Annotated in this window: 9 protein-coding genes; 4 read left to right on the top strand and 5 right to left on the bottom strand. The window is 68.1% G+C overall.

The features are described from left to right. Window positions 1-198 precede the first annotated feature (198 nt). Window positions 199-2,004, bottom strand: coding sequence for an amidohydrolase (locus tag CLG85_RS23285; RefSeq protein WP_260350121.1), 1,806 nt, complete (start codon window positions 2,002-2,004; stop codon window positions 199-201). Window positions 2,005-2,161: 157 nt separating this feature from the next. After that, complete coding sequence (locus CLG85_RS23280) at window positions 2,162-3,595, bottom strand: TrkH family potassium uptake protein (RefSeq protein WP_095883010.1); 1,434 nt, start codon at window positions 3,593-3,595, stop codon at window positions 2,162-2,164. A gap of 256 nt (window positions 3,596-3,851) precedes the next feature. On the opposite strand from CLG85_RS23280, the gene murJ reads away from it, so the two are divergent. Then, window positions 3,852-5,396 (top strand): murein biosynthesis integral membrane protein MurJ, encoded by a 1,545-nt coding sequence (murJ, locus tag CLG85_RS23275; RefSeq protein WP_095883011.1) that lies wholly within the window; start codon window positions 3,852-3,854, stop codon window positions 5,394-5,396. Window positions 5,397-5,399: 3 nt separating this feature from the next. Further along, the gene (locus CLG85_RS23270) at window positions 5,400-6,887 is read left to right on the top strand and encodes a phospholipase D family protein (RefSeq protein ID WP_095883012.1); all 1,488 of its coding nucleotides are present in this window, start codon (window positions 5,400-5,402) and stop codon (window positions 6,885-6,887) included. A gap of 10 nt (window positions 6,888-6,897) precedes the next feature. Here the strand turns inward: CLG85_RS23270 and CLG85_RS23265 are convergent, their stop codons facing one another. Continuing rightward, on the bottom strand, window positions 6,898-7,584 hold the full coding sequence (locus CLG85_RS23265) for a rhomboid family intramembrane serine protease (RefSeq protein WP_095883013.1): 687 nt from the start codon (window positions 7,582-7,584) through the stop codon (window positions 6,898-6,900). A gap of 75 nt (window positions 7,585-7,659) precedes the next feature. On the opposite strand from CLG85_RS23265, the gene trpS reads away from it, so the two are divergent. Further along, a complete protein-coding gene (trpS, locus tag CLG85_RS23260; RefSeq protein ID WP_260350120.1) occupies window positions 7,660-8,700 on the top strand; it encodes a tryptophan--tRNA ligase in 1,041 nt (346 codons plus the stop codon). Window positions 8,701-8,854: 154 nt separating this feature from the next. Next, window positions 8,855-9,757: a homocysteine S-methyltransferase family protein gene (locus CLG85_RS23255; RefSeq protein WP_260350119.1), complete on the top strand. Its 903-nt coding sequence runs from the start codon at window positions 8,855-8,857 to the stop codon at window positions 9,755-9,757. Between the two features lie 11 nt (window positions 9,758-9,768). Here CLG85_RS23255 and CLG85_RS23250 read toward each other — a convergent pair whose 3' ends face one another. Continuing rightward, window positions 9,769-10,392, bottom strand: coding sequence for a hypothetical protein (locus tag CLG85_RS23250; protein WP_224844202.1), 624 nt, complete (start codon window positions 10,390-10,392; stop codon window positions 9,769-9,771). A gap of 102 nt (window positions 10,393-10,494) precedes the next feature. Further along, window positions 10,495-11,529: a Holliday junction branch migration DNA helicase RuvB gene (gene ruvB, locus CLG85_RS23245; protein WP_224844204.1), complete on the bottom strand. Its 1,035-nt coding sequence runs from the start codon at window positions 11,527-11,529 to the stop codon at window positions 10,495-10,497. Window positions 11,530-11,531 lie beyond the last annotated feature (2 nt).

Raw genomic sequence — 11,531 nt, 5'->3', positions numbered from 1 at the left:
AAACCCGGTTCCAGCGCCGGCAAGCCCGGTGGCGCCCGCCGTCCGCGCGGGGGCCGTGGCCGTCGCAGCGGCGGTGGTGGCGGTGGTGGCCGCGGCAAGGCCCACGCCTCGGCCTGATCCAGAATGAGCAAAGGCGCGGAGCCCTCCGCGCCTTTTTCTTTGCCTCAACGGCTGGAGATCAACCCGGCGACGGTAGGGTCACTCGGCCTGCATCGCCGCATACATTGAATCCAGCAATTCGTGGCCCATTTCGGGATCGCCAAGGAACGGACGGTCGCGCAGTTCGGTCTTCTGTTCGCCCTCCGGGGCCTCGTAGATCACTTCACCATCCTTGATCGTCACCCGGATCTGGATCTGCGCCAGCGTCTCGGGATCGACCGCCGTCGGATCGTCCGACAGGATCACGAAATCGGCGAGCTTGCCGGTCTCGATCGAGCCCTTGCTGTCCTCCTCGAAATGCTGCCAGGCGGGCCAGATCGTCAGGGCCTTCAGCCCGTCCATCACGCTCACCCGCTGCGCCGGGCCCAGGATGTCGCCCGAACGCGTGCGCCGGGTCACCGTGGCCGAGAGGATCCGCATGCTGTCGGGGAAAGCGATCGGCGCATCATGGTGCGAGCCGAACATCATGCCACGCTCGCGCACCCAGCCGGTGGGCGAGATGTCCTCGGCATTCACCGGCCCGACCGTGTGATCACGGTGCCAGTCGCCCCAGTAGAAGGTGTGCATCGGGAATAGAGAGGGGAAAACATCCAGCGCCTTGATCGTGTCGATCTGATCCTCGCGCAGGAACTGGCCGTGCACCAAGACCGGGCGGTTGGTCGGCGGTCCATACTTCTCCTCCGCCGCCCCGATCGCCGCGAGAAGCATGTCCGAGGCCCCCTCGCCATTGGCATGGGTCAGGATTTGGAAACCGTGACCGAAGCACCAGTCGACCGAGTCGTTAACCTGCTCCTCGGTGACCGCCGCGTATCCCTTGTAGCCGGGCGGGTAATCCCCCACCGGGTCGTAGTAGGGTCGGTCACGCAGCGCGGTGAAGCCCTGCGGCGAGCCGTCGATGGTCAGCTTGCAGCCGCCCACCCGCACGTGCCCGTCATACTCCTGGCTGACGCTCGTCTCGATGAAATCGCGCGAGGTGAGCACGTCGGGGAAGGCGACTACGTCGATCGGCAGCTCGCCCCGCGCATCCACCGCCTTCAGCGCAGCGACGTTACCCTCGCTCGAGCGGCCCTCCTGCCCGGTGGTGTAGCCGAAGCGCGCCCACATCTCCGCCCCGGCCTTTGCAAAGGCCTCGAAGCCCTTCGGTCCGAGCTGGCTGATCAGGGGCAGCAGCGTATCGAAGAAGGCGTATTCCTCAAGCACCCCGTTCGGCGTGCCATCCGCGTCTCGGCGGATGACGCCTCCCGCGGGGTTCTCGGTCTCCGCGGTGACCCCGGCAAGCTCGAGCGCCTTGGAATTGGCGACCCCGAGGTGTCCCGACTGGTGAACAATGATGATCGGGATTTCCGACGACACCTCGTCGAGCTCGTCCCGTGTCGGGTGACGCAGTTCGGCCAGCTGCGCGTTGTCGTAGCCGAAACCGATGATCATGTTGACCGAGTCGACCACTGCCTGGTTGTCCGCGACCCAGTCGCGCAGCGCCTGCTGCAGGCGGGAAATGTCGTTCACGACGCCATCGGGCGGCGGCAGCAGGTTGGCCGACAGCGCCTGAATGCCGCCCAGCACCACGTGGCCGTGGCTGTCGACGAAGCCCGGCAGCATGGTGCGCCCGCCAAGCTCGAACATCTCGGTGCCCTCGCCCTTCAGCGCCGAGATCTCCTCCATCGTGCCGACCGCGAGGATCTTGCCGTCCTTCACCGCCACCGCCTCAGCGGTGGGGGCCTCGTCGTTGATGGTCAGGATCGGTCCGCCCGAGTAGATCGTATCGGCAATCTCCTGCGCCAGCGCCCCGCCGGAGGCCAGTACCGTCCCGAGCAGCAACGCCGCGCCGTGTGTTGCAATCCGCATCGAAAATTCCCTCCAGAAACGCTCGACCCGCGCACAATCCAAGCGCGAATCGGCGGCCCAGCAAGCGCCGCTACGCGAACGTTAACGTGGGGTAATATTTGCGTCATCCCAAAGCAGGGGTTTCTGGGGCCGCCGTCGGGATATCGCCCAATATGTGTCAGCTGCGCCGAAGATCGCCGACTTCACGCCAGAACAGCGGTGTCAGCAGCACGTAGACGGTGATCATCTCCAGCCGCCCCAGATACATCGCAAAGGAGAGCACCAGCTTCACCGGATCGCTCATCGTGGCGAAATTGCCTGCCGGGCCGATGATCGGCCCCACCCCCGGACCGACGTTGGCGAGCGCGGTCAACGCCCCGCTCGCCGAGGTCTCGAAGTCCAGCCCGAAGAAGTCGAGCACCACGGTGAACGCCCCGAAAGTCAGCCCGTAGAACATCATGAAGCTGATCACCCCCTTCATCACGTCCTCGTCGACCCGCGCGCCCTCGTAACGGATCGCGGTGACCGCGTGGGGCGCCCGGATGGTCTGCATCTTGGCCTTGAGCGCGCGCCCGAAGAGCAGCCAGCGCATCGCCTTGGCCCCGCCGGCGGTCGAACCGGTGCAGCCGCCCACCGCTGTCAGCAGGAAGAAGGCGACGGCGGCAAACGGTCCCCAGAGCGTGTAGTCGGTGGTGGCATAACCCGTGGTCGTCACCACCGAGACCACGTTGAAGGCCACCGCCGTGGCCGCCTCGAACGGCGGCATCCCCTCGTCGACCACGAGCCAGACGGACAGCACGGTGATCACCGCCACCAGCGACTTTAGCATCGCCGCCACCTGCTCGCTGCGGATCACCCCGCGCAGCACGATGCGTAGGTACCAGGCAAAGGGCAGCGAGCCGAGCAGCATGAAGATCGTCCCCGCCCATTGCAGGAACGGGCTGGTGAAATGCCCGAAGGAGGCGTCGTAGCCCGAGTAACCGCCTGTCGAGAGCGTGGTCATCGCGTGGGTGATCGCATCGAAGACGCTCATCCCGCCGACAAGGTAGACGAAGGCGCAGAGCGCCATGAGCCCAAGGTAGATGCGCAGCGTGGCCGAGGCGAAGGCGGCGGCGTTCTTCAGCTCCTTCTCGCCCTTGTCCGAGCTTTCGGTGCGGAAGAGCTGCATCCCGCCGACCTGCAGCAGTGGCAGCATGGCGATGCCGGTGACGATGAAGCCGACGCCCCCCACACCTTGCAACAGCGCCCGCCACAGGATCACCCCGCGCGGCGTTTCGTCGAGCCCGCTCATCACTGTCGAGCCGGTGGTGGTGATGCCCGACATGGCCTCGAAGAGCGCGTCCACCGGGGTCAGCCCCCACATCCACAACGGCACCGCCCCGGCAACGGCGGCGGTCACCCAGACCGAGGAGGTCAGCAGGAAGGTCAGCAGTCGGTTCTGTTCGTGGAAGTCCGACCATGTCGACAGGCTCACCCCGCCGCCAACCATGCCCACCAGCACCGCCGACAGTCCGAAGGTCGCGCCGGTGCCCGGGAAGAGCAGCGCCACCAGCGCCATGAGCAGCGCGAAGAAGACGCAAACCAGACCGTTGATGAAGTAGATAAAGGACATGACGGCTTTCTCTCGGCTTGCCGGCCCGGTGCTGACGCCGCGTCGACCCCGCAGCCATGCGGCGAGGGCGCGGAGAATTCAACTCCACTTTTGACCTCCCGGCAATCTGCAACGCAGCCAGAAGCTGCTCCGGACCGCGCGGGCGACCGGCATCCCCCGCGTCCGCACGCAGTGTGCATCGGATGTGCCCCCTTCCTCGGCCTCCTTCGATAGTCTACCTCTGGCGCCCAAGAAGACGCGCAGAGGCAGCAGCAGCATGAAACCAATCCGCCTGATCTCGGGCATTCTCACGGTCGGATTCTGGACCCTCGCAAGCCGCGTCCTCGGCGTCGCGCGCGAGATCTTCATCCTCGCCTACATCGGCCCGGGCCCGCTGATGGACGCCTTTGTGGCCGCCTTCCGCCTGCCCAACATGTTCCGCCGCTTCTTCGCCGAAGGCGCCTTCAACGCGGCCTTTGTTCCCATCTTTTCAAAGAAGTACGAGGGCGAGGAGAATCCGCTGAAGTTCGGCAGCGACGCGATGAACGGGCTGGCCTTCGTGCTGCTGGTGATCTCGGCGCTGGCGCTGATCTTCATGCCGGCGCTGGTATGGGCCACCGCCGGGGGCTTCGTCGCTGACGCGCGCTTCGACCTTACCGTCGGCTACGGACGCATCGTTTTCCCCTACATCCTCTTCATCTCCCTCGCCGCGCTCTTCTCGGGCGCGCTGAACGCCACCGGCCACTTCGCCGCCGCCGCCGCGGCACCGGTGCTGCTGAACATCTTCGTGATCATCGCCATGGTCACCGGCAAGGCCATGGGAGGCGAGATAATTCAATGGCTTGTCTGGGCGATTCCCTTCGCGGGCGTGGCCCAGCTGGTGCTCGTCTGGATTGCCGCCGAGCGCGCCGGGATCCGCCTGCGCCCCGGCCGCCCGGTCTGGACAAAGGATATGAAGCGGCTGCTACGGGTCGCCATCCCGGCGGCGCTGGCGGGCGGGGTAATGCAGGTGAACCTGCTGGTCGGCCAGCAGGTCGCCTCGACCTTCGAAAAGGCGGTGGGCTGGCTCTACGCCGCCGATCGGCTCTACCAGCTGCCGCTCGGCGTGGTCGGCATCGCGGTCGGCATCGTGCTGCTGCCGGACCTCTCGCGCCGCCTGAAAGCGCAGGACGACGCCGGGGCGCGCCACGCCTTTTCCCGCGCCGGCGAGCTTTCGCTGGCGCTGACCGTGCCCGCCGCCGTGGCGCTGGTGGTGGCACCCTTCCCGATCGTGTCGGTGCTGTTCCAGCGCGGCGCGACCTCGGTCGCCGACGCGCAGGCCATCGCTTTTGCCGTGGCCATCTACGGGCTCGGCCTACCCGCATTCGTCATGCAGAAGGTGCTGCAGCCGCTGTTCTTCGCCCGCGAGGACACCCGCACCCCCTTCCGCTACGCGCTCTGGTGCATGGCGGTGAATGCGGTGCTCGCGATCGGCCTCGCGCCGGTGCTGGGCTGGTACGCTCCTGCCATTGCCACCACCGTCGCCGCCTGGACCATGGTGGCGCAGCTTGCCTGGGGCGGGCGCAAACTGGGCGAGGTCGCCCGCTTCGACAGCCGCTTCCGCCAGCGCGTCCTGCGCATCTGCCTTGCCTCGGCGATCATGGGCGCGATTCTCTGGGGAACCATGTCGTTGCTCGGGCCGTTGCTTGAAAGAAGCTACTGGCGGAGCCTTGCGCTCGTCGGTCTGATCGGCGTCGGCATCCTTTCCTATGGCATCGCCGGCCAGGCCGTTGGGGCCTTCCGCCTGTCCGAGTTCCGATCCGCATTCCGCCGCAAGGGCTGACACATGACGCTGACATCGCTGATCACCGCCGCCGAGGGTTTCCCCGCCCTCGAACGGCTCTGCCATGCCTCGCAGCACGAGCTCGTGATGAGCTTCCGCATCCTCGATCCCCGCACCAAGCTCCGCAGCCCGGAGCTCCGTGAACAGGGTCTGGAAAACTGGGCCGATCTTCTGGCCGACGTGGCCGGGCGCGGCGTGACGCTGCGGATGATCATCTCGGATTTCGACCCGGTCTTCACCTCGTCCCTCCACCGGGGCGCCTGGCGCTCGGCCATGGGCTTTGCCGAACGGCTTTCGGGCGACGTGCAGATCCTCTGCGCGCCGCACGGGCAGAACGCCGGCTGGCTCTGGCGGTGGGCCATGCGCGGCAAGATCGCCCGCTACATCGCCGAGCTGCGCCGCGAGGACGACACCACCCTCACCCCCGTCCAGCGCACGGTGCTGAAGGGTGCCGTTCTGCTGCGCCCGGTAACGATCCACCAGAAATTCGCGGTGGCCGACGGCAAGGCCTGCGTGATCGGTGGGCTCGACATCAACGAGCGCCGCTTTGACACCCCCGAGCACGATCGCCCCGCCGATGAGACTTGGCACGACGTGTCGATGCAGGTGGACGACACCGATTTCGCGGCCGCCCTGCGCGGCCATTTCGACGATTGCTGGAACACCGCGCTCGACTACGACACGCCTTGCGTGACAGGCGAGGCCGAGCGCCGCGGCACCGGCGAGCGCTTGAAAGCGCCCGAGGACCTGCGCCTCGTACGCACCTTCTCCGCGCCCTGCCCGGGCGCCGCGCGGCTCTCTCCCCGCCCCTCGATCATCGAGCACGAGAAGGCGGTGCTCGGCATGATCGGAGAAGCGCAACGGCACATCTACATCGAGACCCAGTTCCTCCGACACCGCCCGGTCGCCGAGGCGCTGGCGAAGGCTGCGGAGCGCAACCCCGGGCTGCAGTTGGTCCTGCTCATGCCCTCCTTCCCCGACCGTGTGCTCTACGAAGGCAACGACGGCTGGGACACGCGCCACGGCCATGCGCTGCAGACCGAGGCGGTCACGCTGGTGCAGCGCGCCTTCGGCGACCGCGCCGCCATCGTCTCGCCCGGCCAACAGCAGGACTCGCCCGAGGAAATCCCGGATCTGCTCGGCTCGGGGCCGATCTACGTGCATTCGAAGGTGATGCTGGTCGATGACCGTGTCGGCCTTGTCGGCTCCGCCAACCTCAACGGGCGGAGCCTGCGCTGGGACACCGAGGCCTCGGTGCTCTTCCGCAAGCCCGACGCCGTGCATGACCTGCAGCGACGGCTGGCGAAGGCTTGGCTCCGCGATCACCTGAACGGCCACGACCCGGTCAGCGCCCGCACCTGGCGTCAGGCGGCGCTCAGCAATGCCGCGCAGCCGCCTGAGGATCGCGAGGGCTTCATCCTGCCCTACCCGCAGGCGGCGGGGCGGAAGTTTTCCCGCGCCCTGCCGATCCTGCCCGCCGACATGTTCTGATCCGCCGGGTTCAGCGCCGCTGGCGCAGCCGCTCGCGCAGCCGTGCCCAGCCGCCGGGCACCAGCACCATGGTCAGCACGAAGCCCGAGGCGAAACCCCCAAGATCCGCCACCCAATCAAGGCTGCCGCCGAAGAGCAGGCCGAAGAGCAGCTGGATCCCGAGCAGGATGCCGATCAGCGAGAAGGCCCGCGCCTGCTGCGCGCCCATCTGCCCCAGCCGCAGCCACAGCAGGTAGGTGAAGCCGCCGATCAGCCCGTAGACCGGCGGGAAGGCCCCGATCAGCGGGATCGGCGTGCTCAGGAAGCCATAGGCCAGCGCCCCGCCGAAGCACGAGACCGCGAGGATCGCCAGCGTGCGCGGGGTCCCCAGCGCCTCGCCGACCATCTTGCCGAGCGCCAGAAGCATCACCGCGGCAAAGAGGGCATGGCTGAAGCTGGCGTGCACGAAGGGGTAGCTGAAGAAGCGCAGCAGGTGCTGCGCGGGGAACTGCCCCGTGGACAGCATCCAATGCCAAATCTCATTCGAGAAGGCGAAGCGCTGCAGCGCATCGAGCCGCCAGCCCACCGCGCCCGGCCCGCCCAGCAGTCCGCGCGCGCCCAGCGAGAAGGCCGCCTCGACCCCGACGATCACCACGGCCAGCGCCACGATCGCGGGCGGCATCGAATTGAACGGCGAGACATTGTGGTTGTGCGCCATGTTGGCCTCTTTCTTGACGGCATGTCGGGGCATGGGTAAGCCAGCCGGGACCGAATTTCCAGACGGAGGAAGCCCATGTCCGACGCGGGCGACATCAATTCTGCCTTCACGCCGCGCGTGTTTTCCGGCATCCAGCCCTCGGGCGGGCTGACGCTGGGCAACTACCTCGGCGCGATCAAGCGTTTCGTCGACATGCAGGACAGCGGGATCGAGACGATCTACTGCGTCGTCGACATGCACGCGATCACCGTCTGGCAGGATCCCGAGGCGCTGCGCCGGCAGACCCGCGAGCTGACCGCGGGCTACCTTGCCTCCGGCCTCGACCCGGAAAAGTCGATCCTGTTCAACCAGAGCCAGGTCGCCGGCCACGCCCAGCTCGGCTGGATTTTCAACTGCGTCGCGCGGCTTGGCTGGATGAACCGGATGACCCAGTTCAAGGACAAGGCCGGCAAGAACGCCGAGAAGGCCTCGCTGGGCCTCTATGCCTACCCCGCGCTGATGGCCGCCGACATCCTGCTCTACCACGCCACCCACGTGCCCGTGGGCGAGGACCAGAAGCAGCACGTCGAGCTGACCCGCGACATCGCCGCGAAGTTCAACCACGACTACGGCACCGATTTCTTCCCGATGACCGAGCCGGTGATCGAGGGCGCCGCCACCCGCGTCATGAGCCTGCGCGATGGCTCGAAGAAGATGTCGAAGTCCGATCCCTCGGACGCCTCGCGCATCAACATGACCGATGACGCCGATGCCATCGCCAAGAAGATCCGCAAGGCCAAGACCGACCCGGACGGGCTGCCGTCGGAGGCCAAGGGCCTCGAAGGCCGCCCCGAGGCGCGCAATCTCGTCAACATCTACGCCGCCCTCGCCGGGCAAAGCGTCGACGAGGTGCTGGCCATGGCCGGCGGCAAGCAGTTCTCGGAATTCAAGCCGATGCTGGTCGATCTGGCAGTCGACAAGCTGGCGCCGATCTCCACCGAGATGGCCCGGCTTATGCAGGACCCGGCGCAGATCGACGCGATCCTCGCCGCAGGCAGCGAACGCGCCCGCGCCATCGCGGACCCGATCCTGCAGAAGACCTACGAGATCGTCGGCATGGTGGGCGCCAAGGCCTGATCCAGGGCCTGCCTCATGCTGGAGACCAAGTCGAAGGGCCGTCCGCATGGACGGCCCTTCGGCTTTCCGCCACCGCCGCACACAGGCCGCGGCGGCGCGCGCATTTCGTGCTACACTCGTGCCATCGCCCCGGGCTTTAGGGAGGACCAGCGCGATGACACTCAGCCCAGACCGCACCTGGATCGCCTGGACCGGGATGGAGACCGACCTGATCTTCAACCACGGCGTCGATCTTCCGCATTTCGCCGCCTTCCCGATGATCGACGAGACCGAGGGCCGCGCCCGTTTGCGGGGCTATGCCGAGGCGCTGATCGCCATCGGCCGCGAGACCGGTGCGGGGATCATCCTCGACACGCCGACCTGGATGGCCAACCCCGACCGCGCCGCGCCCGTGGGCTACGCCGCCGATGATCTGATCCGCGTCACCAAAGAGGCGGTGGCGCTGCTGCGCGAGATGGCCGCGACCCATCTCGACGTCTCCACCCGGATCAGCGTGCAGATCGGCCCGCAGGGCGACGGCTACCAGCCCGGCATGGCCGCCGCCGAAGCCTCGGCGGCCTACCACGGCCCGCAGGTCCGCGCCGCCGCCGAGGCCGGGGCCGACATGGTCAGCGCCTATACGCTCGGCGCCGCCGGAGAGGCGATCGGCATCGCCAGGGCGGCGGAAGAGGCGGGCATTCCCGCGCTCATCGCCTTCACCGTGGAAACCGATGGACGCCTCGCCGACGGCACATTGCTGTCCGAGGCGGTGCAGCGCCTCGCCGGGGCGGCGGAGCCCGCCGCTATCATGGTCAACTGCGCCCACCCCGACCACATCGCCGAGGCCTTCGACGGCGGCGAATGGGAGGCGCATCTGGCGGGCATCGTCGCCAATGCCTCTCGCCAGAGCCACGCCGAGCTCGACGCCTGCGACACGCTCGATGACGGCAACCCCGAAGAACTGGGTGCGCAACTCGCCGCCCTGCAGCGCAGCCATCCGGGACTGCGCGTGCTCGGCGGCTGCTGCGGCACCGACCTGCGCCACCTGCGCGAGATCGCGCGCCAGGTGTCAGGCTAGGCGCAGGGGCCTCAGGCGAGCCCGGTGCGCGCCGCCAGCCGCAGCGCGTGGCTCGGGTCGATGGCGGCAGGCGGCATCACCCGGTCATAGGCGGCGCGGATCAGCGCGCCGATCTCCGGCCGCAGCACCACGCGCCCGTCCCCGAGCCGCCCCAGCGGCGAGCGGGACGCAAAGGCGCCATTGCCCCAGGTCAGCATCACCTGCGCCACTTGCGCCAGCGCAAGGTCCTCGGCAGGCATCTGCGACAGGCTCTCGTCCATACGCAGGAAGACGAAGGCCGCCTTGATGGCGCCGTCCTTGTCGAATCGGAACACCCGGTACTGGTTCGCCCCGCCGGCCTGCAGCCGTTCCACCATCTCCGGCAGCCCGTCGATCATCCGCCCGAGATCCGGCAGTTCCATGAGCTCGGCCCAGTCGCGGAAGAAGAAAACCATCACGTTGGCGCCAAGCTCCGGGTCATGCTCGGCCATCTTGTGGCCGGACATGGCGCAGACCCCCTCGAAGGCGCCCTTCACCACCGAAAGTGTCGCATCCTCCACCCCGAAGACCACCGGCACCAGCGGCCGCCCCCAGCGCGCGCAGAGATAGCTTCCGTCCTCGCGGGTAAACAGCGCTTCGACCTCGGCCGCGTCCATGGCTCGCCCCTTCTTCTCTTTGACAAATACGCATGGCGCAGCACCCGCCACGCGGCGCTCCACCTGCCATGCCGGGGGCGCCCGCGCAAGCCCGGCGGCGCGTCAGCCGTCGAAGAGCGTGCCCTGCCCCGGCCCCTGCGGACGCGGCACCGGCAGGCCGAGGTGATCCCAGGCCCGCTGCGCCAGCATCCGCCCGCGCGGGGTGCGCTGGATCAGCCCCTGCTGCAGCAGGTAGGGCTCGATCACCTCCTCGAGCGCATCGCGGCTTTCCGAGAGTGCCGCCGAGAGCGTTTCGATCCCCACGGGCCCGCCCGAGTAATTCTCGGCCATCAGCGTCAGGTAGCGCCGGTCGGCCCCGTCGAGGCCGAGTTGGTCCACGCCGAGCCGGGTCAGCGCGCCGTCGGCCAGGTCACGGGTGACCACGCCGCCACCTTCCACGACGGCGAAATCCACCACCCTGCGCAACAGCCGCCCGGCGATGCGCGGTGTGCCACGCGCGCGGCGGGCGATCTCGCGCGCGCCCTCGGGCTCGGCGCGCACCCCCAGCTTCACGGCATTGCGGCTGACAATTTCGTGCAATTCATCCTCGGTGTAGAATTGCAGGCGGGTCGGGATGCCGAAGCGGTCGCGCAGCGGCGTCGTCAGCAGGCCAAGCCGGGTTGTCGCGCCGACCAGCGTGAAGGGCTGCAGCTCGATCCGCACCGTGCGCGCGGCCGGGCCTTCGCCAATCACCAGGTCGAGCTCGTAATCCTCCATCGCCGGGTAGAGCACCTCCTCGACTGCCGGGTTGAGCCGGTGGATCTCGTCGATGAAGAGCACGTCCCGCGCCTCGAGGTTGGTCAGGATCGCCGCCAGATCCCCGGCCTTGGCCAGCACCGGCCCCGAGGTCATGCGGAAGCCGACGCCCAGCTCGCGGGCCATGATCTGCGCCAGCGTCGTCTTGCCGAGGCCGGGCGGGCCGTGGAACAGCGTGTGGTCCATCGCCTCGCCGCGCGAGCGGGCCGACTGGATGAACACACGCAAGTTGGCGCGCGCCTCGGCCTGGCCGATGAAATCGCCCAGCATCTGCGGGCGCAGCGCGCGGCCTTCGTCCTCGGGCAGCGGCTCGGGACGCAGGGTGGGATCGGGTCCGACCATGG

It is taken from the genome of Alloyangia mangrovi (assembly GCF_002300555.2).
GTDB lineage: Bacteria > Pseudomonadota > Alphaproteobacteria > Rhodobacterales > Rhodobacteraceae > Salipiger > Salipiger mangrovi.
This window is presented reverse-complemented; position numbering and strand designations above follow the sequence as displayed.